This is a genomic window from Oribacterium sp. Sow4_G1_1, assembly GCF_052116105.1.
Classification (GTDB): Bacteria; Bacillota; Clostridia; order Lachnospirales; family Lachnospiraceae; genus Oribacterium.
Genome location: NZ_JBQKLS010000013.1, coordinates 32,488 through 59,350, shown reverse-complemented (window position 1 = coordinate 59,350; position 26,863 = coordinate 32,488). Strand labels below are relative to the sequence as shown.

Annotated in this window: 22 protein-coding genes, 1 tRNA gene and 2 pseudogenes; 23 read left to right on the top strand and 2 right to left on the bottom strand. The window is 53.2% G+C overall.

What is annotated here, in order from left to right; genetic code table 11:
- Positions 1–304 precede the first annotated feature (304 nt).
- The 6 genes from lepB (at position 305) to ACTQ52_RS09295 (ending at position 7,242) form a co-directional block, all read left to right on the top strand.
- Positions 305–1,237, top strand: coding sequence for a signal peptidase I (lepB, locus tag ACTQ52_RS09320; protein WP_410043689.1), 933 nt, complete (start codon positions 305–307; stop codon positions 1,235–1,237).
- A gap of 62 nt (positions 1,238–1,299) precedes the next feature.
- A complete protein-coding gene (locus ACTQ52_RS09315; RefSeq protein WP_410043688.1) occupies positions 1,300–2,691 on the top strand; it encodes an aminopeptidase in 1,392 nt (463 codons plus the stop codon).
- Between the two features lie 131 nt (positions 2,692–2,822).
- Positions 2,823–4,109, top strand: a complete 1,287-nt coding sequence (gene tig, locus ACTQ52_RS09310) for a trigger factor (RefSeq protein ID WP_410043687.1) — start codon at positions 2,823–2,825, stop codon at positions 4,107–4,109.
- Positions 4,110–4,240: 131 nt separating this feature from the next.
- The gene (locus ACTQ52_RS09305; protein WP_441982455.1) at positions 4,241–4,951 is read left to right on the top strand and encodes a TIGR01906 family membrane protein; all 711 of its coding nucleotides are present in this window, start codon (positions 4,241–4,243) and stop codon (positions 4,949–4,951) included.
- A gap of 71 nt (positions 4,952–5,022) precedes the next feature.
- On the top strand, positions 5,023–6,303 hold the full coding sequence (gene hflX / locus ACTQ52_RS09300) for a GTPase HflX (protein WP_441982454.1): 1,281 nt from the start codon (positions 5,023–5,025) through the stop codon (positions 6,301–6,303).
- Between the two features lie 135 nt (positions 6,304–6,438).
- Positions 6,439–7,242: a YlmH/Sll1252 family protein gene (locus ACTQ52_RS09295; protein ID WP_441227101.1), complete on the top strand. Its 804-nt coding sequence runs from the start codon at positions 6,439–6,441 to the stop codon at positions 7,240–7,242.
- A 342-nt stretch (positions 7,243–7,584) separates the two neighbouring features.
- Here ACTQ52_RS09295 and ACTQ52_RS09290 read toward each other — a convergent pair whose 3' ends face one another.
- Positions 7,585–7,785 carry a hypothetical protein gene (locus tag ACTQ52_RS09290; protein ID WP_410043683.1) on the bottom strand — a complete coding sequence of 67 codons (201 nt, stop codon included), beginning with the start codon at positions 7,783–7,785 and terminating at the stop codon, positions 7,585–7,587.
- A gap of 47 nt (positions 7,786–7,832) precedes the next feature.
- On the opposite strand from ACTQ52_RS09290, the gene ACTQ52_RS09285 reads away from it, so the two are divergent.
- The 9 genes from ACTQ52_RS09285 (at position 7,833) to ACTQ52_RS09245 (ending at position 17,598) form a co-directional block, all read left to right on the top strand.
- Positions 7,833–7,909: transfer RNA gene (locus ACTQ52_RS09285), tRNA-Arg, on the top strand.
- A gap of 368 nt (positions 7,910–8,277) precedes the next feature.
- Entirely contained in the window at positions 8,278–8,640 is a 363-nt protein-coding gene (locus ACTQ52_RS09280; RefSeq protein ID WP_441982453.1) for a VOC family protein, read from the top strand.
- 151 nt (positions 8,641–8,791) lie between these two features.
- Positions 8,792–9,016, top strand: a complete 225-nt coding sequence (locus tag ACTQ52_RS09275; RefSeq protein ID WP_441982452.1) for a hypothetical protein — start codon at positions 8,792–8,794, stop codon at positions 9,014–9,016.
- A 19-nt stretch (positions 9,017–9,035) separates the two neighbouring features.
- Complete coding sequence (locus tag ACTQ52_RS09270) at positions 9,036–9,413, top strand: replication initiator protein A (protein WP_410043682.1); 378 nt, start codon at positions 9,036–9,038, stop codon at positions 9,411–9,413.
- 162 nt (positions 9,414–9,575) lie between these two features.
- On the top strand, positions 9,576–10,457 hold the full coding sequence (locus ACTQ52_RS09265; protein ID WP_441982451.1) for a response regulator: 882 nt from the start codon (positions 9,576–9,578) through the stop codon (positions 10,455–10,457).
- Between the two features lie 69 nt (positions 10,458–10,526).
- Positions 10,527–11,453: an ABC transporter substrate-binding protein gene (locus tag ACTQ52_RS09260; RefSeq protein ID WP_441982450.1), complete on the top strand. Its 927-nt coding sequence runs from the start codon at positions 10,527–10,529 to the stop codon at positions 11,451–11,453.
- 35 nt (positions 11,454–11,488) lie between these two features.
- Positions 11,489–12,424, top strand: a complete 936-nt coding sequence (locus ACTQ52_RS09255) for a 5'-nucleotidase C-terminal domain-containing protein (protein ID WP_441982449.1) — start codon at positions 11,489–11,491, stop codon at positions 12,422–12,424.
- 37 nt (positions 12,425–12,461) lie between these two features.
- A complete protein-coding gene (locus ACTQ52_RS09250; RefSeq protein ID WP_441982448.1) occupies positions 12,462–14,963 on the top strand; it encodes an ATP-binding protein in 2,502 nt (833 codons plus the stop codon).
- Positions 14,964–15,021: 58 nt separating this feature from the next.
- The gene (locus ACTQ52_RS09245; RefSeq protein ID WP_441982447.1) at positions 15,022–17,598 is read left to right on the top strand and encodes an EAL domain-containing protein; all 2,577 of its coding nucleotides are present in this window, start codon (positions 15,022–15,024) and stop codon (positions 17,596–17,598) included.
- Positions 17,599–17,609: 11 nt separating this feature from the next.
- Here ACTQ52_RS09245 and ACTQ52_RS09240 read toward each other — a convergent pair.
- Positions 17,610–17,885: pseudogene (locus tag ACTQ52_RS09240) on the bottom strand (Hpt domain-containing protein); the annotation flags it as partial.
- Positions 17,886–18,228: 343 nt separating this feature from the next.
- On the opposite strand from ACTQ52_RS09240, the gene ACTQ52_RS09235 reads away from it, so the two are divergent.
- The 8 genes and pseudogenes from ACTQ52_RS09235 (at position 18,229) to ACTQ52_RS09200 (ending at position 26,513) form a co-directional block, all read left to right on the top strand.
- Entirely contained in the window at positions 18,229–21,138 is a 2,910-nt protein-coding gene (locus ACTQ52_RS09235) for a response regulator (protein ID WP_441982446.1), read from the top strand.
- 41 nt (positions 21,139–21,179) lie between these two features.
- A complete protein-coding gene (locus tag ACTQ52_RS09230; protein WP_441982445.1) occupies positions 21,180–22,487 on the top strand; it encodes a 5'-nucleotidase C-terminal domain-containing protein in 1,308 nt (435 codons plus the stop codon).
- Positions 22,488–23,519: 1,032 nt separating this feature from the next.
- A complete protein-coding gene (locus ACTQ52_RS09225) occupies positions 23,520–23,846 on the top strand; it encodes a type II toxin-antitoxin system PemK/MazF family toxin (RefSeq protein ID WP_441982461.1) in 327 nt (108 codons plus the stop codon).
- A 94-nt stretch (positions 23,847–23,940) separates the two neighbouring features.
- A complete protein-coding gene (locus ACTQ52_RS09220) occupies positions 23,941–24,111 on the top strand; it encodes a helix-turn-helix domain-containing protein (RefSeq protein ID WP_441982460.1) in 171 nt (56 codons plus the stop codon).
- Between the two features lie 95 nt (positions 24,112–24,206).
- A pseudogene (locus tag ACTQ52_RS09215) lies at positions 24,207–24,455 on the top strand (helix-turn-helix domain-containing protein); the annotation flags it as partial.
- Entirely contained in the window at positions 24,376–24,591 is a 216-nt protein-coding gene (locus ACTQ52_RS09210) for a helix-turn-helix domain-containing protein (protein ID WP_441982444.1), read from the top strand. The pseudogene ACTQ52_RS09215 and the gene ACTQ52_RS09210, both read left to right, overlap by 80 nt.
- A 17-nt stretch (positions 24,592–24,608) precedes the next feature.
- Positions 24,609–25,205, top strand: a complete 597-nt coding sequence (locus tag ACTQ52_RS09205; protein WP_441982443.1) for a hypothetical protein — start codon at positions 24,609–24,611, stop codon at positions 25,203–25,205.
- A gap of 666 nt (positions 25,206–25,871) precedes the next feature.
- Positions 25,872–26,513, top strand: a complete 642-nt coding sequence (locus tag ACTQ52_RS09200; RefSeq protein ID WP_441982442.1) for a metallophosphoesterase — start codon at positions 25,872–25,874, stop codon at positions 26,511–26,513.
- Positions 26,514–26,863: the final 350 nt, after the last annotated feature.

Genomic DNA, 26,863 nt, shown 5'->3' with positions numbered 1-26,863 from the left:
AAGCGGCACTAGGCCCTCTGCAATCGCTGAGTTTTCTTGATGAAAACTCAGCGTTGCTAGAGGGTTCCAAGGAGAGATAACACCAAGTGCCGCTAAGGGGACCCGGCTTGATTTCACACGGTCTCTCCGTATGGCCTCCGTTGCCACTCCTCCGGGGCTCCTGCCTGAACTGTAACGCTAGTCTTAAAAAAAGATGAAGGACAAGTGTGGAATCTATACTTTTTCGAGCTATCTGTTAGAATAGTAGGGTCTGGAAAAACGTAGTAAATGTAAGTACAGACATAGTAGAACAGGAGAAAAAAGTATGGACAATAAATTTTTCGATGTCGTGGACAGCGATGGGCATCATGTGGATAACGTGTCTGCTTCCGACGAGGGGAAGGCTGAGAATTCCACATCGGTGTCCGGGGACAATGCCGGCGATCAGGGTGCAGCCCAGGTGAGCAGCGATTCCGGACAGGCAGATGGAGCATCCCCACGTGTTCGGACAGCTGGTGGAAAGAAGCGGAGACCAAAGAAGTCCGATGACGGAGAGCAGCCGACGACGCTGCTCGGAGAGATCATCGACTGGGTGAAGGTCATCGCGGTGGCGGCGGTGCTGGCGTTCTGTCTCAACAACTTCATCATCGCGAACTCGACCATCCCGACGGGCTCCATGCAGGACACGATCATGGCCGGGGCGCGCGTCTTCGGCTCCAGGTTGAAGTATACCTTCGGGGAGGTGGAACGTGGAGACATTGCCATCTTCGTCTATGGGTACAAGTGCAAGGGCTGCGGGCAGAGCTACCGGGAGACAGACGAGGGTGTATGCCCGAACTGTGGGCGCGAGGATAAGAAGAACTCCGTCGTATACTATGTGAAGCGTGTCATCGGTATGCCAGGGGATCACATCGAGATCCGGCAGACCGGGACCGCGGATGCGTCCGAGTTCCACAACATCAGGATCGGGAAGAACGCAGACGGCTCAAGCGTAGAGGTGCCGATCGGTACGGTCTATGTGAACGGTGAGGCCATCACGGAGACCTATCTGCCGGAGCCGATGATCGTCGACGGGCAGCAGTTCCCGGCGGTGGATGTGACGGTGCCGGAGGGCAGCTATTACATGCTCGGGGATAACCGGAACAACTCACTCGATGCCCGCTACTGGGGTGAGTACAACATGGTCTCCCGCGACAAGATGGTGGCGAAGGTATACTTCAAGTACTGGCCGCTCACGGATATGGGCAGCGTGAACTGATTTCACAGAAATAACACAGACAGCCGATAAAATGAGGAGGCTGCTTTAAAGGAGGATATATTATGGCGAAGACAGAAGGACAGAAGCTTGAGGAAAAGCTCTGTTATAAGATTCAGAACATCGGCATGGAGCGTCCGGAGGACGTGGAGAAGGCCATGGCGTTCTGCGAGGGCTACAAGGAGTTCCTCGATCATGCGAAGATCGAGCGTGAGGCCGTACGTGAGACGATCCGGATGGCAGAGGAGAACGGCTACAAGCCATTCGAGCGTTCGAAGAAGTATAAGACCGGTGACAAGGTATATTTCGATAACCGTGGCAAGAGCATCATCCTGACCACCATCGGTAAGCGTCCGCTCGATGAGGGTGTGCACTTCAACATCGCCCACATCGACAGCCCGCGTCTCGACCTGAAGCCGAATCCACTCTATGAGAAGGAAGAGCTTGCGTTCTTCAAGACGCACTACTATGGTGGCATCAAGAAGTATCAGTGGGCGGTGACCCCGCTCGCACTGCACGGTCGTGTGATGCTGCGTGACGGTCGTGCCATCGACCTCGATCTCGGTGAGAAGCCGGGGGATCCGGTCTTCGTCGTATCCGACCTTCTGCCGCACCTCGCGCAGGAGCAGGTGAAGCGCACCCTCGCGGATGGCATCAAGGGCGAGGAGCTGAATGTGCTGCTCGGCTCGACACCGATCGCTGATCCGGAAGTGAAGCAGGCGTTCAAGCTGAAGGTGCTGTCGATCCTCCACGAGATGTATGGCATCACCGAGGCGGACTTCCTGCGTGCCGAGCTCACGATGGTACCGGCACAGCATGCCGTCGATATCGGCTTCGACCGCTCCATGGTCGGTGCCTATGGCCAGGATGACAAGGTCTGTGCGTACACCGCACTGATGGCTGAGCTCGAAACGAAGAAGCCGGAGTACACCACCGTGACCGCCCTCGTCGATAAGGAGGAGATCGGTTCGGTCGGAAACACCGGTATGTCCGGCGATATGCTGCTTCACTATATGGAGGACCTCGCAGAGGCTGAGGGTGAGCGCGTGCGCGATGTGCTGCGTGCATCGCTGTGTCTGTCGGCAGATGTCAATGCTGCCTTCGATCCGACCTTCCCAGATGCGTTCGAGGCGAACAATGCTTCCTACATGAACCGTGGACCGGTCCTCACGAAGTACACCGGCTCCCGTGGCAAGTCCGGCTCCAACGATGCGTCTGCGGAGACCATGCAGCGCGTCATCAAATACATGGATGATGAGAATGTGATGTGGCAGATCGGCGAGCTCGGCCGTGTGGACCTCGGCGGTGGCGGAACCGTGGCGATGTTCATCGCCAACATGGACGTCGATACCGTGGACCTCGGTGTGCCGGTACTCGCGATGCACGCACCGTTCGAGATCACCTCGAAGCTCGACGTGTACTACACCTATAAGGCGTTTAAGGCGTTTAATAAGTAATTCAATGACAGCGCATACCAGGTCCCCGGCGGGCCGGCTACGGAGGCACAGTACTCCGGGACCGGTTCAATCTAAGCCGGGGACCCGCACTGAATGCTTATGTAATAAAATCTAGAACTGAGGAGAAAATTATGAAGAAGAACAGACTGATTCTGACGGCCGCTGTGGCGGTAAGTGTGATGGCGCTCGCGGCGTGCGGCTCATCGAACAAGACCCCGGAGGCGACCACCGCCGCTGCAGCCGAGGCAACGGACGCAAGTGCATCCGATACCGCGACCGCTTCCCAGCTCAGCGCGGATGATCCGGAGATCCAGGCCCTCGAGGCGACCGAGGTACCGGAGCTTCCGAAGTTCAGTGACATGGGTACCGTGAAGCTCTGCGACCTCTCGAGCATCACCGTCGAGACCAGCCCGAAGCTGACCGTCGATGAGGACATGGTGAATTCCCAGATCGACTACCTTCGCAAGAACTACCTCAAGGAGACCGAGGACGCAGCGAAGGAAGGCGATACTGTAAACATTGACTTCGTCGGAAAAATGAACGGCGAGGCATTTGATGGTGGTTCAGGCACCAGCTACGATCTCGTACTCGGCTCCGGCAGCTTCATCGATGGTTTCGAGGACCAGCTGATCGGCGCGAAGAAGGGCGAGAAGCTCGAGGTCAATGTGACCTTCCCGGAGTCCTATCCGAACAATCCGGACCTCGCTGGCAAGCCGGCGGTGTTTGACGTCACGGTGAATAAGGTTTCCACCATGCCAGAGCTCACCGATCAGTGGGTGAAGGAGCATGCGGAGGACATGGGTTCCAAGGCATCCGATGTGGCTTCCTTCCGCGTAGAGCAGCAGGCGCTTCTTCAGGCGCAGGTCGACTATCAGTACAACAACACGATCCAGCAGGATGCGCTGCAGCAGATCGTGGATACCTCGGAGATCACCGTCTCGGATGCGATGCAGACGTACGCAGAGGACTATGTGATTTCGCAGGAGGTATCGTCCGCGAAGCAGTACGGCTACAGCCTCGCGGATATGCTGAACATGTACGGCATGAGCGTCGATGATTTCAAGACGGAGATCGCCGGCTATGCGACCGATTATGCGAAGCAGAGAATGGTCGTTGCGGCCATCGCGAACGAGCAGGGCATCAAGTCCAGCGATCAGCTGATCGACGAGCTCGCAGTAGAGCTCAGCGGCCTCGCCGGCAAGGAGCTCAACAAGATCCAGCTAATCGAGCAGTACGGCGGCGATGCGGTGAAGGACGAGGCGGTGAACAAGGCTGTCCTCGACTACGTACAGACGCAGGTGAAGGTCGTGGAGACCACCGAGACCAGCGCAGCAGCGACCGAGGCCGCCGCTGAAACGACGGTAGCGGACGAAACCACTGCAGAGGCTGCGGAAGAGACCACTGCCGCACAGGGCTGATCGTAATATCGTTTTAACAGGATCCCGGAGGGCAGCGCTCTCCGGAATCCTTTATATATCCGCGCTGTCGCAGACTCTGAAATCATGCTACACTAGTAGGCAGCAAATCTGAAATCAATCGGAGGCATCTTATGTGTCATCATTTACGTGGCTTTCTCGGCATCGTGTTTGCCGTGCTTCTCATCTTCATCACCTTCGTCACGAGCTTCGAGGCGGTCACCTACTGGACGCCGGGCTTCTATCGTGATGAGTTCGAGCACTACCAGGTTCTCGATGACATGCAGGCCTGGATGGGCGACGAGATGACGATGGACGACCTCTGCGACGTCATGCACCAGACGATGGTGTACCTGCGGGGCGATCGTGAGAATCTCATCGTCGAAACGACCATCAACGGCGGGACGACCGAGTTCTACAACGAAAACGAGAAATCGCACATGGCGGATGTCCGGCAGCTCTTCGTGATCTGCCTCGTCGTCCGCTCCCTCGCGATCCTCAGCTGCATCGCCATCGCCGGCTTCCTGATCGTCGTCGCCGGTCCACGTGGCGCGCTCGGGTACCTGAGTCGCGGCTTTAACCGTGCCTGCCTGCTGATCCTCGGGCTCGTCGCCGTCATCGCGTTCCTCGCCATGATCGACTTCACGCGGGTCTTCACGGTCTTCCACGAAATCTTCTTCAGCCAGGGCAACTGGATGTTTGACCCGCGCGAGAGCCGCATGATCAACATGCTGCCGGAGAGCTTCTTCTCCGACTGCGCACTGCGCATCGCCTCCACCTTCGTCGGGGCAATGCTGGCGTTCCTCGTGGCGAGTGGCGTCGCGCGTCAGTTCACGAAATCATAAAACAGCATACCCACGCCGCACGCCGGCCAGCATCAGCACATACATTCATCCGAGATAGAGGAGTGATTTACATGTTCGAAACAGATCAGAATATCAAGCGAAGAAAGACCATCCTGGTCGGCGTCTGCCTCGGCGGCGACGGCTTCGAGGTCTCCATGGAAGAGCTCGCAGGCCTCGCCGAGGCGGAGGGGCTCGAGGTCGTGGCAGATGTCACGCAGAACCTCGCTTCGCAGGACGCCGCCTGCTACATCGGCTCCGGCAAGGTTCAGGAGCTGAAGGGGCTCGTCTTCGAGCTCGACGCAGACCTCGTGGTCGTCAATAACCAGCTCTCGCCGTCACAGCTTGCGAATCTCGCGCATGACCTGGAGGTCGAAGTCATTGACCGTACGAACCTGATCCTCAACATCTTCGCGGACCGCGCCCGCACGAAGGAAGCGAAGCTACAGGTCGACTACGCGAAGCTGCAGTACATGCTTCCGCGTCTCGTCGGTCTCCGTCAGAACCTGAGCCGACAAGGCGGCACCGGCGGCTCGATGTCGAACAAGGGTGCCGGTGAGACCCAGATCGAGCTCGACCGTCGCCGCATCGAGAAGGACATGTCAGAGCTCCGAAAGCAGCTTCGAGAGATCACGAAAAACCGCGACACGCAGCGCCGCAAGCGCCAGGCCTCCGGCATTCCGCAGGTCGCGCTCGTCGGCTACACGAACGCCGGCAAGTCGACGCTCATGAACCGGCTCCTCGAGGCCTGCTGTCCGGACGAGGAAAAGGAAGTCATGGTGAAGGACATGCTCTTCGCGACCCTCGATACCACCGTTCGGAAGATCACTCCGGGCAGCCATCGCGACTTCCTCCTGTCCGACACCGTCGGCTTCATCAACGACCTCCCGCACGATCTCGTCGACGCCTTCCGCTCGACGCTCGAGGAGGCGGTCAATGCCGACCTGATCCTCGAGGTGGTCGACTGCTCGGACCCGAACTACCAGATGCACATGGACGTCACCGCCCGGACCCTGAAGGAGCTCGGTGCCGGCGCCATCCCGGTCATCTACGTCATGAATAAGGCCGACCGGAAGTACCCGCTCTCGGAGCTCCCGATCGACCGCGGCGATAAGATCTACATCTCCGCCGCAGGCCGCCTGGGCCTCGATCTCCTCCTCGAGAAGATCGAAGAGAAGCTCTTCGCCGGCTACATCACGATGGACCTCATCATCCCGTACACCGCCGGCCAGGTCGAGCACGACCTCCAGGAGCGCGCCCGCGTGCACAAAACGAGCTACGAAGACGACGGCATCCACATGACGGTCGACATGAACCAGGAGCTGCTGCAGCGGTACAAAGTCTACCTGCAGTGATTTCGCCCGCGCATGCCCGGGCCAATGCTTCCGGCCGGATACATGGAACCCGCCCGCAGCCGGCGATTTCCCGCGAAGGTATGTGCTTCCTGCCGACAGCATTGGCCTCACGTACAGTAAAACAGAGAAAGATTTATGGACCAGAATGCACTTCTCGAGGGCCGCATCCGCGATCTCTCTGAAAAAGCCTATAACAGCAACTATCTCACGCATACATGCTTCCTTGCGGCGTCCGAGCTCGCGCAGTTTCATGCGATTCTCCGGAAGCAGGGCATCAGCAGCAAGGTGCACGCGGTGAATGGTGCGCCGTACCTTATCTTCGGCGGGCGTGCAGATGCCGACCGGAACGTCGTCGTGTTCCTCCCGGACTACATGACGGAGGAGAGCTTCCTCGCCGAAGAGCCGGCACAGGGAGATGTCATCCGTTGCCTCCATGTGACGCCGCTGAACCGAAAGTTCACGGATGCGCTTACGCACCGCGACTACCTCGGGGCCCTCATGAACATGGGCATCGAGCGCGACCAGATCGGCGACATCCTTTGTGGGGACGCCGAGGCCTTCATCTTCGTGCTCAGTGATATGGCCGACATCATCGCCCGCGAATTCACCCGCGTGAAGCACACCTCGGTGAGTTGCGAGGTCGTGCCGCCGTCCGCCTGCACCCTCGAACCCGCGTGGGAGGAGCTGTCCGGCTCCGTCGCCTCGGAGCGCCTCGACGCCGTACTCGCGATGGTCTACCGCCTGAGCCGCACGAAAGCGCAGGAGCTGATCACCGCAGAGAACGTCTTCATCGACGGCCGCACCGTCACCGACACCAGCTACATCCTGAAGCCGGACGAACGCATCTCTGTCCGCGGCCACGGCAAGTTCATCTTCACCGGCACCGGAAATACCACGAAAAAAGGCCGTGTGTACGCGCACGTGAAGCTGTATAAGTGATGGCGATTGAAAGTCTCTCATGGATATGTTAATATTAAGTGCTTTGTAAATTACATAGTACGTTTGCGTAGCTCAGCTGGATAGAGCGTCCGCCTCCTAAGAAGGATGCTATCATCCGCCATTTTTAAAAAATCGTCCTCTTTTTGGGCATGATTTTGGGGCATTTTTGCCCACTTTTTCTAAAATTGGCGGTATGATCAATTGTTTATTTTGGGTTCTGAGTTCGAATCCGTTGGCCAATTTTTTAGCCTGATTTCTAATAAATTTTGCGGTGCAACACGCGCCAATTTGGATTTTGTTTCGCCGCGTTTTCGGCCTTGCCACTTAAAAATTCGCGCGCGATCACCCACCCAGAGGGTGGGCGATCGCGCGGCAGCAATTAAGAAATTGCTTGCCGCGTTTCACGCCTTTTCTTCTTTTGATAGTACCGGAAAACCTTGATATTTCAGCGTTTTCTGTTATTATATCACTTGGCTTGTAAGAATCCTGGTAGTACTCTCTGGTCTCTTCCAGATTGACTTCCTTGGCTCTTCTTGTTGCCATGCATCGGCTTGCGAAAACATCTCAGCAAGCTAAAAATAATCTAATACGTCTCTGTAGCTCAGCAGGATAGAGCGTCCGCCTCCTAAGCGGAAGGCCGCTGGTTCGAATCCAGTCAGGGACGCCAGCGCACTATCGCGGAAGATTTTTCACGAAATCTTCCGCGTTTCTTCTAATAAAAAAGAGGCTTCGTTGATAAAGTGCTAAAGAAACAGGGCTTTTATCTAATAAGGAAAAACGCCCTGAACTGGTGATTCCGCTAAAAATGGCGCATGTTTCCGTGTTCACCGGTGTATCTGGGTGTAAATCTGTGATAAATCACTCCTATCGCCGCAGAAATCTGAAATACGATACCCGGAACTGCTATGACGAAAGAAAAGACTTGAGGGCTGATTTCTAAAGACGTTAGAAAATCGGGTGACGAGATTTTAGAATTCTAGAATCAACCACCAAAATTAGAGAAAGCAGCAAACCGGGATTTGGAGGATAGCGTATATGAAATACAAAGGAACGCTTATTGTTGTTAAAGACTGCAACCGTGCTCTAAAGTTTTATCGTGATATGTTTGGGCTTCAACTGCTACAAGACAATGACGGAAATATGGAACTGACGGATCATTTGTATTTGCAGGAGTTGGGTTACTGGGAAGATTTTACGGAAAAACGCGTAATTTCAAACAGCAATCAGTCCGAATTATATTTTGAAGAACCCGATATAGAAAAATTTGTGGCACGACTTGAGCTGCTCTACCCCGAAACCGAATATGTCAATCGTCTGATGACACACAGTTGGGGGCAAAAGGTAGTTAGATTTTATGACCCTGACGGAAATCTGATTGAAGTAGGAACACCCGTGTAACGCATCTCGACTACTTTCAGTTTGTCGTTCTCCTGAATGACTTAATATCGATATCTTACATAGCCCTGTGTCAGCGCTGTCTGCTACAAGGAATTGGACGCATGGCTCAGAGCAATCCGCGCTAACCGCGCAAAGGAAGAAGGTGCGGCAAATGAGTAAGAAGGATGAGGTCTTCCGCAGATATGAGAAGCTGTCGAGGGCTGCAAAGAGAGAAAATCCCGGGAGTGCATCAGAGCATAAACCCGGAAGCTGCGCTCACTGCCTCTACTATCGCCCGGATTTCAAGTATCGCCGGTGCCAGTTCACCAGGTGTCCCTACGGTAAGGATAAGGATGTGTTTCGCAAAAAGCCTCTGAAGCGCGATAAATTCTCCTGAAAGCAGGTGGTGACTATGAGTGTTTGATTATTTCTATGGACCTCAGGCAGAACAGTTTGCCTTCTACCGGGTTCCCAAGGTGCTTTTTACGAATGACCGGTTCAAATATCTGTCTGCTGAGGCGAAAACTTTGTATGGCATCTTACTGGACCGCGTTCCCCTCTCTGCGAAAAACGGATGGATCGATGAACAGGGCCGCGTGTATATCATCTGCACGATTGAAGAAATCATGGCGGACATGAACTGCGGAAACAAGAAAGCGATCCAGTTGCTCTCGGATCTGGAGGAAAAGGTCGGTCTCATTGAGAGAAAGCGGCAGGGACTGGGAAAGCCGAACCTGATCTATATTATTCCGTATCTGGTAGGTCAATTAAAGAATTCGCAGGAGGTTTCATGAAGGGGCTTTGATATGCCCCTTCTTTTTTGTTCCAAAGATTTATTTCATGTTCTTTGGATGTTTTGTATCTCAAATTCTTTCTATTTGCTATTTATTTTACGTAACAAAAATGTTATGATGCATAAAACGTTATTATTGGGTTAGATCAGGTGGGATTATAGTATGAATACGACAGAAATAATTAATGGTATCTGTTCTCAGATGGGGATTTCCAAAGCAGAATTGGCAAAGCGTATAGGGCTGTACCCCTCCTCTCTGTATAGAAAACTATCCAAAGAGAGTATGACTTTTGAGGAACTTCAAAAATGCCTTGATGTTTTAGGCGTTGAGGTTGAACTACAATTTCAATTCCCGGATGGACATCGCTTTAGTTCCCAGGAAAACCATAAGCAGATTGTCGAAAGAATGGGCGTTCTGGAAAAGAAACTGGAAGCCGCCAGCAAGGTTGATGAGTTCCGCAAAAAGTCGTTAAGGGAGCTGCGAACGGAACTGAACAGTGCAGTTGGTTATGCAGAGATTTGCCGGAGACACAGATCCCAGGTGGATTTGTATTTGGATAAACTCAGCGTTGTCCATGGCAATATGGAACGAGCCATTTCCTTTGCACTTGGGGAGTCATTCCATGACGAAGCTGACGAGATCGAACCTGTGCAAATTGAGCAATTGCAGGGGAAACGGGTTCTGCTTGTTGATGACAATGAATTAAACCGTGAGATTCTTGCGGAAGTGCTTTTGGATCACGGGCTGCTTTTTGAAGAGGCTGATAACGGAAGTAAAGCAGTTGCAGCGGTGAAAGAACATGAGCCGGGGTATTATCAATTCATTTTGATGGATATTGAGATGCCGGTGATGGACGGTTATGAGGCGACGATGAAGATCCGAAGGCTACCGAACCGAATCCGGGCAAACATTCCCATTATCGCCCTTACGGCAAACGCAGTTGCGGAGAATCGGGAACGGGCGGCTGTAATCGGGATGGATGATTTCCTTGTAAAGCCCACCAATTCCGCTCGCCTGCTGAGGAGCCTGGCAAAATTCCTGTGAGAACAGAGAGAATGCCCTGAACTGGTACAAGATTTTTTTAACAGAAAAATCATGAGAGGGAGAACACAAATGAAAAAGAAAAGACTGATCTCTTTGCTGCTTGCTGTTGTTATGACGGCGGCGATGCTGACAGGCTGCGGAGGACAGCAGCAAAGCACCGGCAGCAAAAAAACAGAGGGTAAAATCCAGATCTCCATGTATTTGTGGGACCGCTCCATGCTCAAGGAGCTGTCTCCCTGGCTGGAGGAGAAGTTCCCCGAGATCGAGTTTACCTTTATCCAGAGCTTCAACACCATAGAATATTACAAGGACCTGCTGTCCCGGGGAGAGGAGATCCCGGACATCATCACCTGCCGCCGGTTCTCCCTGAACGACGCGGCTCCTCTGGCTGAGCATCTCATGGATCTGAGTAGCACCGAGGTTGCGGGAACCTTCTACTCCAGCTACCTGGAGGTCAACCGGGAAACCAACGGCGCCATCCGGTGGCTGCCCATGTGTGCCGAGGTGGACTGCACCATGGCCAACAAGGATCTGTTTGACCAGTACGGCATCCCCCTGCCCACCAACTATGCCGAGTTCGTTGCCGCCATCGACGCCTTCGAGGCGGTGGGCATCAAGGGCTATCAGACCGACTGGGACTATGACTACACCTGTCTGGAGACCATGCAGGGCTGTGCCATTCCTGAGCTGATGAGCCTGGAGGGTACCCAGTGGCGCATGGCATACGAAAGTGAGACCGAGGAAGAGCCGGTTGGTCTGGACGACGTGGTCTGGCCCAAAGTGTTTGAAAAATACGAGCAGTTCCTGAAAGACGTCCGCTTTGAGCAGGGGGATGAGGAGCTGATGTTCTCCAAGACCATGGAGCCCTACTATGAGGGCAAGACCGCCATGATCCGCAATACGGCAGCTCTGGTGACCAAATCACGAATGAGCGGGGGATCAACAGCGTCATCCTTCCCTATTTCGGGGAGACCAGCGAGGATAACTGGCTGCTGACCTATCCCATGTGCCAGCTGGCTGTGTCCAACACCGTGGAGCAGGACGAGGCCAAGCGGAAAGCCGTGCTGGAAGTGCTGTCTGCCATCTTCAGCGAGGAAGGCCAGAAGCACGTGGCCGCCGGCACCTCTGTGCTGTCCTACAATAAGGAAGTGAACATCACCCCCACCCCGGCTCTGGCGTATGTGCAGGACTGCATCAACAGCAACCGCCTGTATATGCGTCTGGCCTCCACGGAGGTGTTCTCCATCTCCCAGGACGTGGGCCACAAGATGATGACCGGGGAGTATGACGCCCAGGCCGCCTATGACGCCTTCAACCAGCGCATCACCGACTTCAAGGACCCGGACGCTGTGGAAGTGATGTTCACGCAGGAGACCGCCTATTCCAATGACTTCACCGACCACGGCAGTGCTGCGGCCTCCTCCCTGATGAACACCATCCGCTCCTCCATGGAGGCGGACCTGGCCATCGGCTATTCCCCCACGGTCAGCACCCCCATCTACGCCGGGGACTACACCCTCCAGCAGGCCAAGTGGGTGCTCACCGCCCGCAACTCCATCTATCAGGGGGAATACACCGGCGAGGAAGTCTGGCGCTTTATGGACTGGCTGGTGAACGTGAAGGAGGACGGCTCCAACCCCATCCAGCACCGCAACTTCATGCCCGTCACCAGCGGACTGGAATACACCGTCACCGAGTATGAGCGGGGCAAGTTCCGGCTGGAGGAGGTCACCGTGAACGGCGAACCCCTGGACAAAACGGCAACCTATACCCTGCTGCTGGTGGGGGCGGACAACTTCCTGGAGCACCCCAACTTCTGCAACTGCCCCATGCCCGAGGATCTGAAAGCCAAGCGCCAGGACTACCTGGTGAGTGACTACTCCAGCCAGGAGTGTATGCAGGAGGCACTGGAGAAAACGAAACAGTTCCTGGAGCCTACCGAGTATGTGACCATACTTCAGGGGTAATGATAGAGCGAAAGAAAGCCGAGAGGAGGGTAATGCCGTGAAAAAACGATTGACAGCTTTGCTGCTGTCCCTTGTGTTGGTCGCAGGGTTGATTTGGGCCGGCTTTGCCTACTTTGGCTTTGTCTCCCGGACGATTTACGAGGAGAGCACTGCCCACTTGACCGAAATCTTTCATCAGGCAAATCAGACACTGTATAATCTGGTTTCTGTCAACTGGAGCCGTATGCGGATGTGGGCGCCCTATCTCGGAAAAACGGAGAGCGACGAGGAGGTCGTCGCCTATGTAGATCAGGCACGGGAGGAAAGCCATTTCACCGATTTCTACTTTATCTCCCGAAACGGCGAATACCTTACCCTGACCGGAAACAGGGGCTATCTGGACCTGCGGGACCAGCTTCCCAACCTGATCCTGGAAAAACAGCCCATCGTTGTAAACTCCGTTGTCCCGGATCATCCGGAGATCATGGTGTTTGCGATTCCCGCCAAGCAGGGCAGCTACCGTGGCTTTGACTATGAGGCCATCGCCATTACCTATAACAATTCCGACCTGGTGGACGCTTTAAAGCTATCTGCCTTTGCCGGACAGGCGAGCACCTTCGCCGTCCTGCCTGACGGCCGGGTGGTGGTGGACAACGGCAGCGAGGATATGCAGGACATCCACAATCTCTTTGCGCTGCTGGAAAAATCGGAACGCCTGACTGAAGAGGAGATCACCGCCCTGCACCGGGATTTTCTGGCCGGTAATTCCGGCTCGATGGTATTCGATGTAAATGGCAGAGCCCATTACTTGGTGTATGAGTCTGCCAATTTTCAGAACTGGACTGTTTTAGGTATTGTACCCGCCGAAGTGGTCAATTCCAGCATGAACAAGCTGCAGTCCACGACCATGCTGGTGGTGTCGGGTATTGCCATCGCTCTGGCTGTGCTGCTTCTGCTGCTGGTGATGCAGCAAAACCGGCAGAAGCTGAGACGGAAGGACAACGAGCTGCTTGCCCGTGACGAGCTGTTCTCCAAGCTGTCCATCAATGTGAACGATGTCTTTTTGATGTTGAATGCAAATGATCTTGGCGTGGAATATGTCAGTCCTAATATTGAGAAGCTGGTGGGTATTCCGGAGCAAGAGGTCCTCCGGAATATCTATGAGATCGAGCATCTGATCCGGACGGACGAATCGGTTCACATTTTGGATCAGCTGTCGACCATTTTGCCCGGTGAACAACGCGAGTGGGATCGGGAGTACATCCACCAGAAAACCGGCGAGGAGCTGTGGTTCCGTGTGGTGGTCTTCTGCACGGATATTCAGGGTGAGAAGAAGTACATTCTGGATCTGTCCGACCGCACCAAGGACAAGAAGATCAACCAGAGACTGGAGGATGCGTTCCATACTGCGGAGAATGCAAACCGTGCAAAGACTACCTTCCTGAACAACATGTCCCACGACATCCGGACGCCCATGAATGCTATCATCGGCTTTACCAACATTGCCATGAAGCATGAACCGAAACCGGAAGTGAGGGGCTGCCTGGAAAAGATCAGAGAAAGTTCTGATCACCTGCTGACCCTCATCAACGATGTGCTGGATATCAGCCGCATCGAGAGCGGCAAGATAAAATTCGCACCCATTCCCGTTGATATTACAGTGGTGGCAGATACAGTGCTCAGCATCATGCAGGGATTCCTGTCCAACCGGAATATCGCATTCCACACCGATCTGGCCATCCCGGAGAAGCCCTGTGTACTGGCCGATGCCGTGCGTATCCGGGAAGTGCTGGTGAATATCCTGGGCAATGCGGTGAAATTCACGGAGGACGGCGGTACCATCGCCTTTGAAGCCAGCTACCATCCCGGTGCAGATGACCGGCACATCATGGTACGCTACCGGATTGTGGATACGGGCGTGGGCATGCGCGAGGAGTTTATGGAGCATATCTTCGATGAGTTTTCTCAGGAGGATAACGGCGCACGGACACAGTACAAGGGCACCGGTCTGGGCATGGCGATCACCAAGCGGTATGTGGACCTGATGGGCGGCACCATTTCTGTGGAGAGCAAAAAAGGTGAGGGCTCTGCCTTCACCGTTGAGATTCCCCTGGAGCTTACCGATGAAAGCAATGTTCAGACACAGGGGCTTCCTGCCGCAAAGGTGAACCTGATAGGCGCGAAGATCCTGATGGCAGAGGACAATGATCTGAATGCGGAAATCGCAATGGTGCAGCTGGAGGAACTGGGAATTCAGGTCACCAGAGCCGCCGACGGCAAAGAGGTTTTGAAAATCTTCGCATCAAACCAGCCGGGTACCTTTGACATCATTTTTATGGATATTATGATGCCGAAAATGAACGGCTATGAGGCTACAAAGGCCATCCGTGCCCTGCAGAACCGCCCGGATGCCCGGACGATTCCCATTATCGCTATGACGGCCAACGCTTTCGCGGAGGATGTGCAGGCATCTCTGGATGCGGGAATGAATGGCCATATCGCCAAGCCGATTGTAATAGACGAGGTTGTGAAAAACATTGCACGGAATCTGAACCGCTGACGCCGCCTGCTTTCCGGCAATGCGTTTTTGATCAGATCAAAGAGAGAAAGGACTATCTATGCAAAAGCAGATTCTAATTGTTGAAGACAATATGCTCAACCGCGAGATACTCAAGGAGATCCTGTCCGATGCGTATACGGTTCTGGAGGCGGAAAACGGTCAGGAAGCCCTCGACGTTCTGCGGGAGCACGCCGATGACATTGCTGTGATCCTGCTGGATGTGATGATGCCCGTCATGGACGGCTTTACATTTCTTGACCTAATCAAGGCAGATGACAGGCTTTCTCTGATCCCCGTCATCATCATGACCCAGAGCGACAGCGAGGCCGATGAGGTAGCCGCCCTGGCTCACGGCGCCACGGATTTTGTTCCCAAGCCCTACCGGCCCCAGGTGATTCTGCACCGGGTCGCCAGCATCATTAAGCTGCGGGAAACAGCCGCCATGGTGAATCTGTTCCAGTATGACCGGCTGACCGGGCTCTTCAGCAGGGAGTTCTTCTATAAGAAGGTGCGGGAGCGGCTTCGGGAGGATCCGGAGGGAGAATACAGCATCGTTTGCTCCAATATTGTAAATTTTAAGCTGTATAATGATTCCTTCGGCGTGGCGGAAGGGGATCGGCTGCTGCGGGAAGCCGCGGACGCCATGCGCCGGGCGGTGGACCCGTCGGGGATCTGCGGACGGTTCGGCGCGGACCGGTTCATATGCCTGCAGGAGTCCGGAAAGGAGGCCCGGGACCGGGCTGTCTTTGACTCGGATCAGGCGGAATCCGGCAGGAGCTGCAACGTGGTGATGAAGTGGGGCGTCTACGAGATCACTGACCGTTCCGTTCCGGTGGAGCAGATGTGCGATCGGGCCAATCTGGCGGTGGACAGCATTAAAGATCAGTATAATTGCCACTTCGCGGTCTATGATGATGTTCTGCGGGGCAAGCTGCTGCGGGAGCAGGCCATTACGGAGGCCATGGAGACCGCACTGAACGAAGGGCAGTTTGTTGTCTATTATCAGCCGAAGTACAGCCTGAACAATGACTGTCTGGCGGGGGCCGAGGCTCTGGTGCGCTGGGTTCACCCGGAGCTGGGCTTTCTGTCCCCGGGAGAATTCATTCCCCTGTTTGAGAAAAACGGTTTTATCACCCGGCTGGACCGGTATGTCTGGGAAAATGTGTGTGCCACGCTGCGCCTCTGGCGGGAAAAAGGATATCCTCAGCTGTCGGTGTCGGTCAATGTGTCCCGGGCGGACGTCTGCCATGCCGACCTGGCGGATACGCTGCTGGAGATCGTCCGGAAATACGGCGTGGAGCCCGCCCAGCTCCATCTGGAGCTGACCGAGAGCGCCTATACGGAAAACCCGGCTCAGATCCTCAGCACCGTGGAGCATCTGCGGGAGCTGGGCTTCATCATTGAAATGGATGACTTCGGCAGCGGCTATTCTTCCCTCAATATGCTCAACCAGATGAAGCTGGACATCCTGAAGCTGGACATGAAGTTCATCCGAAGCGAAACCTCCAAGCCCATGGAGCAGGGAATCCTGCGGTTCATTGTGGGACTGGCCCGCTGGCTGAATCTGAGCGTGGTGGCGGAGGGCGTGGAGACCCGGGAGCAGCTGGAGCGCCTGCGGGAGATCGGCTGCGACTACGTTCAGGGTTACTTCTTTGCGAGGCCCATGCCCGCCGGGGAGTTTGAGAAACTGCTGCAGGCCCAGCCGCCAAAGTATCCGAAACCCTCCGATGCCGCCCCGCAGGCCAAAACCGACCTGGTGAAGCTGCTGGTGGCGGATGAGGATGCCGAATACCGGGGGAAAGTCCGGGAGCTCTTTGAAGGCCATTATGAGGTGCTGGAGGCGGCTACCGCTCAGGAGGGAATCGCCTGCATCCGGGAAAGCGGCCAAGCTTCTGTTTTCGCGGTGATCCTCAGCGCCACCCTTCCGGAAAAGGGCGCTTTGGCGCTGGTAAAGGCCATCCGGCAGGCCCCTGCCTGCTGGCGGATCCCCATACTGACCACGATGCCCTATGGCGAGAGCTGCGAGGAGTATTTGCAAGAACTGGACACCGATGATTTCCTGTGCAAGCACCATCCGCTGAAGGATCTGCGCAGAAGGGTTTTCCAGATGATGCGTATGGATGCCCACCACGTCCGGGAGCAGCTGCTGATAGACGAAGCAGGCAGGGACTATTTGACCGGTCTTTTGAACCGCAGAGGTTTCTTTGCCGCTCTGGACGCGCTGCGTCAGGAGGATCTCCCTCTGGCCATGTATCTGTTTGATCTGGATGATCTGAAGAAGGTCAACGACCAGTTCAGCCACAACAAGGGGGATGAAATGCTTTGCTTTTTCGGAGATCTGCTCCGCCGTCAGACCCGGGACGGAGATATTCTCTGCCGTTACGGCGGAGATGAATTCGTGGTGGTTCTCCGGCGCATCGCCTCTCTGGATTCGATCCTGCAGAAGGGCGAGACTATCTGCAAGGAATTTCAGGAATTCCCTCTGCCGGACGGTCTCCAGGCCGCATGCTCCGGCGGTATTGCCCTGTGCGGCACGGATGAGCGCCCCTCCGCGGAGCTGATCGAACGGGCGGATGCCGCTCTGTATCGGGCAAAGAAGAAACACAAGGGCAGTTGCTGTCTGTGGAAGAAATAAGGGTCAGCCGGACAATTCCTGCACCGGCCTTGCAGAAGCTCGGTCAGCTCCCCCGAGGAAGCCGTCAGCCTGTCAAAACCGAGGTTTGCGCTTACGCCCTTGAGGGTGTGGGCGGCGCGAAAGGCCTCCTCCGTCTGCCCCTGCTCCATTGCCCGGCAGAGTTCGGGATAGCTCCCGTCATCCAGGAATTTGGCAATGAATTTCCGGATCAGATGGATGCCCGGCAGCCGCTTTTCCACCTGGGCGTAGTCTCCGCCCAATACTTGATAACACTCTTGAATCGTCATTGGCTTCCTCCAGATTTGTAATGCAAAATGATGCACATGTAATTTTAAGTGACTGTTTTCAAGTTTTTTCGAACTTTATTGACATTCAGTATGTCACATTCTTTCGGATTTCAAAACATAAAATGCATTTTTTGAGATTTTTTCTGTTTCAGGAACGGAATTCCTGGCGAGAAGCCGGGATGACTTTTTCAAATTATGTAACGGGAAATGATATCCGGAAACTGAAAGCTCGGAAACGAGCCGAAATATCCCATAAACGCCACCGCGACAAAGAGATAGAAAATGAAAGCAACCTGAAAATCAGGATATTTCATAGAAAACACAGGAGAGGAGTGAGGCACAAATGCGGGAAAAGAATAACCTGTGGCGGCGAATTATTCTGGCAGCTGTCCTGCTTGGTTTGATTCTGGCGGGCTTTTTCGTTTATCTCAGTTCGAACCGCTGGATGACACTGGAACGCAATGCCAATTATATCGCGGACGCGGCCACGCAGTCAGCAAAGCGTATTGATGACTTGCTGGTTGGTGCCGAAAACAGCATCAGCGCGATCGCCCATATTTATGAGCGAAGCCTGGACGCGTCACAGGCCAATGTGGAAGTGTTGGAAGAACTGACAGAGTCCACGATTTTTGACTACATCGGTTATGTGGATGCCCAAGGAATTTACACGGATAACCGGGGCTTGCAGGCCGATGTGACTGACCGGGTATATTTTCAGGACGGCATGCAGGGCAATTCCGGTATGGACATGATCTCCAACGGCCGCGTCAGCGGCGAGGATTTGGTGATCTTCTATGCTCCGCTGCGGCTGGATGGAGAAGTGGTCGGTGTTCTTACCGGACGCTATCGACAGCAGCAGATGCGCAACATCATCACTTCTTCTTACTTTGGGGAAGCCGCGGACACCTATCTCTGCCTGTCGGACGGAACCGTAATCGCCAGCTCTAAGGAAGAAAAGCCTGAAAACATCCTGGAAACGTTGAATCGGAACGATGGGGCGGATCAGGAAGCCGTGGATATTCTCACCAATGCCCTCTACACCGGCGGCTCCGTCAGCTTCACCTACACCAATTCCTATGGCTCCAGCGCAGCCTATGTGACGAAGCTGCCCCAAAGCAACTGGATGCTGCTGCAGGTCTTTCCCATTGGCGTTACCAACGAAATGCTGAGTGAATCCAATAAAGCCGCGACCTGTCTGATGGTGTGGCTGGTGATTCTTGCCGCGCTGTATGTTGTTCTGCTGCTTCTGGAGAACGCAAGGCAGACGAAGAAACTCACCTGGGAGAAGCAAGAGATGCGGGACATTGTAGACACCACATCCCATCTGTTCCGCAGATTCATCCTGGTTGATCTGGAGCACGACACTTACACGATTCTGGAAGACGATGACAAGTCCGGTAACAATCCGCTTCCGGTTGAGGGTACATACAGCGACCTGCGCAATTACTGGCTTGACCGGATTGTGGATACGCAAGAGGAAAGCTACGACAGAGAGCGGTTCAGCGTCCGGTCGATTCAGGAGCATCTGACAGCGGATGTGCCTTACCTGCAATACGAGAACCGTGTCCGTGGCAGCGGCGTTAATTGGTGGCAGATCTCCGTCCTGTGCCTGAAGCGGAAGCGTGGGGTTCCGGTGTCGGTCTTGGTAGCAGTGCAGGATGTATCGGAGCTGAAAGAAAGAGAGCAGCGCAGCCGCATCGCGTTGGAGGATGCCTATCAATCGGCGCAGGCAGCCAACGAGGCAAAGCGAACCTTCCTGTTTGACATGAGCCACGATATGCGCACGCCGCTCAATGCGGTGATTGGCTTGTCCGGCCTGTTGGATCGGGATGCCGCAGACCCCGACAGAGTACGCTCCTACAGCCGGAAGATCAAAGCATCCGGACAGCACCTGCTGACCCTGGTCAACGAAGTCCTGGATATGTCCAAGATCGAAAGCGGAAGGACTTCCCTGAATCTTTCAACCTTCTCCCTTTCGGAATTGCTTGAGGAGCTGACTTTCGTATTTCAGCCTCAGGCGCAGGAGAAAGGGCAAACGCTGAAGATCAATGCTTTTGGTGTTCCCCAGGAGCGTCTGATTGGTGATAAGCTGCGCCTGAATGAGGTGCTGGGCAATCTGCTGGACAATTCCATCAAATATACCGCTCAGAGCGGAGAAGTGACACTGACTGTCCATGGGCTTGCCCAGACCACACCGGGCTATGTTCATCTTCTTTTCGAGGTTATGGATAACGGCATAGGAATGAGCCCGGATTTTGTCCCCCATGTGTTTGATCCCTTTGTCCGTGAGAAGAACAGTACGGTCAGCGGAATCCGGGGCGCGGGCCTTGGCCTGACCATTACCAAGAGCATCGTTGACCTGATGGGTGGAACCATCCGTGTGGACAGTGTACAGGGAAAGGGAAGCACATTTCAGGTTGAACTGGAACTGCGTCCGGCGGTGGAAGATGGAGATTCGGCGTTTTGGAAGGAGCAGGGCATCCGAAAAGCGCTGATTCTGGGGTCTGACGAGAAAATCTGCAAATCCATTTATGGCCTGATGGCGGGAACCGGTGTGGAATTGCAGTATGCCACCGACAGCACCGCTGCCTGGAATCTATCGGAGGATGCCGCCTTCGACCTGATCCTGTTGGATCACACATTGCCGGATATGGATACGCTGGAAGCCATCCGAAGCATCCGGACGCATTACGGAAATGCGCCGGAGCTGATTCTAATCGACAGCGATTGGATTGGCAAGGAGAAAGACGCGCGCAGTGCCGGGGCAAACGGCTTTTTGCCGGCTCCTTTCTCCATGTCTACCCTGAAGAAAGTAGCTTCGGAGTGCCGGATCCAGTCCAAGCCTGACGAAACAGGTGTTTCGCTGGAGGGGCTCCGGATGCTGGTGGTGGAGGACAATGACATCAACGCGGAAATATTGATGGAATTGCTGGACATGGAGGGCATCCTTAGTGAGCGTGCGGAAAATGGCCGTGCGGCAGTGGAGCTGTTCCGGAGCAAACCCGAAGGCTATTATGACGGAATTCTGATGGATATTCAGATGCCGGAGATGAACGGCTATGAGGCCACTAAGGCCATCCGAAGTCTCGACGACCGTCCTGACGGACGCACGATTCCCATCATAGCAATGACAGCGAACGCCTTTGCCGAGGATGTGCAGGCGTCTCTGGATGCAGGAATGAATGGGCATCTTTCAAAGCCGATCGTGATGGACGAGGTGGTAAAGACCATCGCGAGAAATCTCGACCATTGAATGCGCAAACCGTTTTTTTCAGAGAGAAAAGGAGAACGTCTATGAAAAAAATACTTACCCTGCTGCTTGCCGTGGCCATGGCAGCAACCATGCTCACCGGCTGCGCAGGCCAGAATGCCAATCATGGAACTGCTGGGGAGAACAGCACACCCCAGACAGAAAAAAAGGAAAAGGTGGTCGTTGCCTGCTGGGGCAATCAGATGCTGGATTCCTATACCCAGTACCTCTGTGACCTGTTCCCAGAGGTGGAGTTTGAATTTGTTCTGGCCACGAACTCCACGGATTACTACCGTTTCCGTGTAGATCACGACGATATGCCCGACATTCTGACGGTGCGCCGCTTTGCCCTGAAGGACGCGGTGCTGCTGATGCCCTATTTCGGTCAGACGGAGAAGGACAACTGGTATCTGACCTATCCCGCCTTCCAGATTGCCGCCTCCAAGAAGGGGATGGATGACCCGGAGCGGGAAAAGCTGATTCTGGACATTCTGACCGCCATGGTCAGTCAGGACGGTCAGGAGCATATCACCGCCGGCAAGAACATGGTGCCCTACAACAAGGATGTCACCCTGGAGCTTCTGCCGGAACTGGATAATCTGAAGCCCTATATTGAGGAGAACAAGCTGTACATCCGCCTGGCCTCCAACGATATGTTCCGCATCTCCAGGGATGTGGTGCAGATGATCCTAAATGGCGAAGTGCAGACGGCGCAGGAGGCGCTGACAGCCTTCAACAACGAACTGGCAGGAGAAGAGCCAGGCACCCAGATCGTCGCCCATATCCACACCCCTTACGCCAACGAGTTCACGCCGGAACATGGCAATCAGGCGGCATCCGCTGTTGCCAATACCATGCGGAAGCTCTCCGGCTGCGATCTGGTGTTGCTACAGGGCTGCTATGTGGCAAGCGACATCTATGCCGGCGACTATTTCCAGAAAGATCTCGGCTATCTCGCATACAATAGCGGAAACCCCGGCCTGATGGAGCTGACCGGCGAGCAGGTCTATGCCTTTGTGGAGACGACCCTCTCCCTGACCGATGGCCGCGGCGCAGTCTGCAATGACAGCACCCTGTATGTTTCCAGCGGCTTTGAGATGGACATTACAAAGACCGACAGCGGCTATACCCTGAACGCCCTGACCATAGACGGCAAGGAGATGGATCGCAATAAAACCTATTCCTTCATGGCTTACGGCGATGTGAACTGGTATTTGAACCTTGTTACGGAGAAACTGGGCATTTCCGAAGTGGATACCACCGGCCCCAGGATGCCGGAATACCTGACCCAGCGCCTGGTGGAAGAGGGGGGACAGCTGGAGGCTCCCACGGATTACATCATCCTGCGATAAAACGCCTGCAGGTCGCTGACACGCGGGCAGGAAAGAGATTTTGGGAGAACACGCATATGAAAGAGAGAAAACAGATAAGTGGCGATAGCGCATATATAGATGGAAGTATTTTTCCTGTTTTAGGCTTGACAAGTGAATTATAATAAGAAAAAAAGAGATATTGACCCTGGTTGATATCTCTTTTTTCGTGAAAGAAAAGACTACTCTACTTTGCATCTTGCCATAAAATGAAGAGTAGCCTAATTCAATGCCTGGATGGAGGGGGTGCAATCGTTGGATTGTATCAAAATGGTGGTTGCGATGAATCACTGAAAATGCGGCTCGCGTACAGCCATCCCGGCGGTCAGCACAAATATAAAGTTGATTTGTTCCCTCTTACACTGGGCACCGAAATTAATCCGAGATCACGAAAAAGCAAGTTCAAAAGATCTCAATTTGCACGAAAAAGCAAGTTCAGACATCGCTTCGGAAATTCTGTTAGAAGGCGGGACATTTTACATTTAACGCATTTTAACTCACAATAACGAGTTAAAAACAAATTTAACTCAACACGAAATGAATTAAAATGAGTTAGAATCGAATTAAATGTAAGTAAAAGATAGACAAGGGCACCAGCCCGTCAGCCCCAAAGGCAGGTCTAGATACACTGAGTAATTATTTCAGCGTGTCTGGACCTGCTTTTTTTAATTTTTTTGTCGTAATGCCCCTTTGCGGTAGTGAAACTAAAGCAAATCCGTACAACTAGGGCGGGCAACCCGTACAGCCGGTACCTAAAAATATCCATCCGTACGGGCTAAACTTGTACATGTAAGGAGCCAAACGACTCCTCTACAGGAACCTTGAAAATTACATACCATTCTTCAGGCACAGCCCTGTGATGGGGAGCCACATCAGCGGATGAACGCAACGATCGCCAATAGAAGGCGGGAGCGTGAACCGGCCTGTAAGTATCGGATTGCTTCCGATATACAGCATTGATCCATCACAGCACAATGATACTTCTGTACGCAGCTCGGTGCGCATCGCGGAAATATTCAGGGCGGTGTTCGACCGGTCATCAATATTCAGAACAACAGCGGCAATTTCTTCGGTCCGACATTGATCGTCGTGCCGCTTACCACGGAATTGAAAAAGCTGGGGCAGCCTACACACTGCGTTCTCGAAAAGCAGCGCGGTCTGAATGAAACCTCCATGAGTGAGGCGGAACAGATCGTCACCATCAACAAGGGTCAGGTAATCAAATATCTGGGGCGAACGAGCCAAAAGCACATGGAGCGCATTGACGACAGCATCCGCGTAAGCCTTCATCTGGATCCGGAGGATACCTTGCCCATTCCGGTGTGCGTGGAGTTTCCCTGATTTGGAATTTGCGGCAAGGATGAAAACGGAAAGCGAGGAATGACATATGGAAGCAATTGAGACTTTTGAATTACCGGCAGAAAATGCAATACCCATCACAGAGAAGCGCTGCTATACCGTTGAGGATCTGCAGATCATCCTCGGTATCAGCCGCAGCACGGTATATAAGCTGTTGGAACAGCAGGAATTTCGCTGGTTTAAGATCGGATCCGCCTATCGAATTTCAAAGAAGAGCTTCGATGAGTGGCTGGACAACAAGCTGTAATCTGTCAAGGATGTCGAGCTGTTCCGCGACATCCTAACAATCCGAATGGATAACCGCCCGGTGCGGAGCTCAGGGCATATTCTTACTCGGTTCAGGAAATGGCAGATCTTCTCGGTGTATCCGATGACACGGTTTATACCCTGATCAAACGGGATCACATTGAGACCTTTGAGGTGGATACCTGGATGCGTATCCGAAAGGATGTATTTGAGGCATGGTACAAAACGCAGACCAAGTATCGAACCCAAGCTGACCGGGAACGAGATGCAGAGCTGGAAGCCTCGTCTCAAGGTGGACGAAACAAAGGCAGCATTTACCCTGCAGGAGGCGGCGGTACTTCTTGACCTTACATACAATGAGGTACGCAGGCTGATTCAGACCGGAGAAATTGAAGCCAAAAAATACGGGCTCAAGTATCTGATCCCCCGGAATGATATCAAGTGGTTCCTGTTTCAGCAGAAACTAGAACGCGAGAACTAAGAAAGGAGTGAAAGACAATGGCATCCATTGTACAGAGAAATAACCGTTACAATGTCGTTTACCTTTACGACGATGAAGCAACCGGCAAGCGAAAGCAGAAATGGGAAAGCTTCAAGACCATGGCCGATGCAAAGCGCCAGAAAGCTGAGATTGAATATCGGCAGGAAATAGGCACTATGGTGATCCATCAGTGCAAGACGGTGGATGAGCTGCTGAAAGAGTATGTTGCTCTCTATGGCAAGACCACATGGTCCATGTCCGTCTACGGAAGCAATACGGCTCTGATCGAGCATTACATATCGCCGATCATCGGCAGTATGAAGCTCAGTGACGTGACAGCACGGGTTCTGGAGAAGTATTATATGCAGCTTCTGAAGACTCCTTCCGTGCACCGAATCACTCAGAAAGCGAATTCTAAAAATGTGATTTATGTGGCTCCGCCGACCGTAAGAACAACGCAGCACTGTTTGAGAAAGCCTTTTACAGCGGGAAGGGTTCAGACAGTATTGAGTCACCGGCTGAAACCGAATCCGAAGCAAAAGCAGCCCCTTCAGGTGTGGATCCTGACCTTCTGGCAAAGATACTCAGTAATCCGGAAATGGCAGCGCTGCTGACAAGCCTGGCGAAGATCCTGAACTAAAATAAGGGCCGGATCACCGGCCCACCACTTACATAGAGAGTATTGTAAACTCGGATTTCATTCGAACCGGGAATGCAATACTCTCTTTTTGTGCGATAAGCTGCCAAGCGGACGGATGAGCTTGCTCATACGGACATTTGGCGGCCAACGTACATCGAGCCGATAGGCGAGATTATCGTTTTCCCCAGCGAGTGCTTTTCAGGGAGATGTGAGATATTCTGTTTAGACTCGCGGTTCGACTGCAGATGGGTTTTTGCTCGAAAAAGTGCTAAAATTGGCGGTAGATGAAAAATGTTCTTGTTCCCCTTTTTAGAAAAATCCAAAAAACTGCTAAAATGAACCGGTGAACATCTAACGACAAAGGCGAACTTCGGTGAACCGAAACAGATTCGGAATGCGAAAAAAGCCTGATGAAAAGCGACTTTCCTGTACATAGGTGAACACAGATGACAAAGGTTCAATGGTTCTCCTAAGCGGAAGGTCGCGCGTTCAAATCGCGTCGCGAACATGAAAATGGAGTCAAAGTGATGGGGGTCAGACTCTCTTATGAATTTCCTTGAGAAAATCTCGAGGTATCCATAAGGGAGTCGGGCCCTGTTCTTTTAAACAGTACTTTTTTACAGGAAGGAGGCACTCTGTCATGCGATATTATATTTCTGATCTGCATTTCGGTCATGCGAAGCTCAATACGGAGATGGATCATCGTGGTTTTGCAAGCGCTGAAGAAATGAATCAGCATATGATCAATCAATGGAATTCACGTGTTCGTCATGGAGATGAAGTTGTGATTTTAGGAGACTTCTGCATGTCAAAGAAGGCTGGTGAAGCGGAGGAGATTCTTCGCCAGCTGAAAGGTCGAAAATACATGATCGTCGGAAACCATGACTACTATCTGAATGATCAGGACTTCGATCGAAGTCTTTTTAAATGGATTGAGTCTTATAAGGAACTGAATGACAATCGAAGGAAGATCATATTGTCTCATTATCCGATTTTTTGTTATAACGGCCAGTATCGCAGAAATGGCGAAGGTATACCGAAGACCTACATGCTCTATGGGCATGTACATAACACCTTCGATGAAATTCTGGTTAACGAGTTTATTCAACGCACAAGAGCGTGCAGGCGAGAAGTTCGAGGAAGTGATGAACAGCAGAATATTCCGTGCCAGATGATCAACTGTTTCTGCATGTTTTCTGATTATGTGCCGTTGACACTGGATGAATGGATTCAGTTAGATGCTAAGAGACGCAGTGAGCTTTCAAAGAAACAATTAAGATAATTGTTTCAGCAAGGTGACTTTTTGAGAGGAGTCCCCTCATTCGCCCGTTCCATGGAGTCAGTGGACGCTTGTCTGTTCCGGTCTCCCCGGCTCATGAGGAAGTCTCAAACTTCCGGCTATTCTGACTAACTGGAAGCCAAAGGACAATCGCAGGCATGGTTGAACCTAAAATTGATGATCGTGCCTACTATTATGATCGATTTTAAAATTAATGGGGTCTGACCCCAATGTAGTCAACTTAACACTTAGATCCACGCGAAAGCGTGGGTCTTATTTTTATTTTTTAAATTGTCTACTTGACGGGTAGCAGTTCACCGGGTATGACATGGACATCATCCCTTCGGATCTGG

What these genes read in the sequence shown, in the direction of transcription:
- ACTQ52_RS09275 (WP_441982452.1), top strand. Translation starts at nt 8,792, where the DNA reads ATGAGTAAGAAGGATGAGGTCTTCCGCAGATATGAGAAGCTGTCGAGG.
- lepB (WP_410043689.1), top strand. Translation starts at nt 305, where the DNA reads ATGGACAATAAATTTTTCGATGTCGTGGACAGCGATGGGCATCATGTG.
- ACTQ52_RS09230 (WP_441982445.1), top strand. Translation starts at nt 21,180, where the DNA reads ATGAAAAAAATACTTACCCTGCTGCTTGCCGTGGCCATGGCAGCAACC.
- ACTQ52_RS09295 (WP_441227101.1), top strand. Translation starts at nt 6,439, where the DNA reads ATGGACCAGAATGCACTTCTCGAGGGCCGCATCCGCGATCTCTCTGAA.
- ACTQ52_RS09245 (WP_441982447.1), top strand. Translation starts at nt 15,022, where the DNA reads ATGCAAAAGCAGATTCTAATTGTTGAAGACAATATGCTCAACCGCGAG.
- ACTQ52_RS09315 (WP_410043688.1), top strand. Translation starts at nt 1,300, where the DNA reads ATGGCGAAGACAGAAGGACAGAAGCTTGAGGAAAAGCTCTGTTATAAG.
- hflX (WP_441982454.1), top strand. Translation starts at nt 5,023, where the DNA reads ATGTTCGAAACAGATCAGAATATCAAGCGAAGAAAGACCATCCTGGTC.
- ACTQ52_RS09235 (WP_441982446.1), top strand. Translation starts at nt 18,229, where the DNA reads ATGCGGGAAAAGAATAACCTGTGGCGGCGAATTATTCTGGCAGCTGTC.
- ACTQ52_RS09260 (WP_441982450.1), top strand. Translation starts at nt 10,527, where the DNA reads ATGAAAAAGAAAAGACTGATCTCTTTGCTGCTTGCTGTTGTTATGACG.
- ACTQ52_RS09290 (WP_410043683.1), bottom strand. Translation starts at nt 7,785, where the DNA reads ATGGCAACAAGAAGAGCCAAGGAAGTCAATCTGGAAGAGACCAGAGAG.
- ACTQ52_RS09280 (WP_441982453.1), top strand. Translation starts at nt 8,278, where the DNA reads ATGAAATACAAAGGAACGCTTATTGTTGTTAAAGACTGCAACCGTGCT.
- ACTQ52_RS09205 (WP_441982443.1), top strand. Translation starts at nt 24,609, where the DNA reads ATGGCATCCATTGTACAGAGAAATAACCGTTACAATGTCGTTTACCTT.
- tig (WP_410043687.1), top strand. Translation starts at nt 2,823, where the DNA reads ATGAAGAAGAACAGACTGATTCTGACGGCCGCTGTGGCGGTAAGTGTG.
- ACTQ52_RS09200 (WP_441982442.1), top strand. Translation starts at nt 25,872, where the DNA reads ATGCGATATTATATTTCTGATCTGCATTTCGGTCATGCGAAGCTCAAT.
- ACTQ52_RS09305 (WP_441982455.1), top strand. Translation starts at nt 4,241, where the DNA reads ATGTGTCATCATTTACGTGGCTTTCTCGGCATCGTGTTTGCCGTGCTT.
- ACTQ52_RS09265 (WP_441982451.1), top strand. Translation starts at nt 9,576, where the DNA reads ATGAATACGACAGAAATAATTAATGGTATCTGTTCTCAGATGGGGATT.
- ACTQ52_RS09210 (WP_441982444.1), top strand. Translation starts at nt 24,376, where the DNA reads ATGCAGAGCTGGAAGCCTCGTCTCAAGGTGGACGAAACAAAGGCAGCA.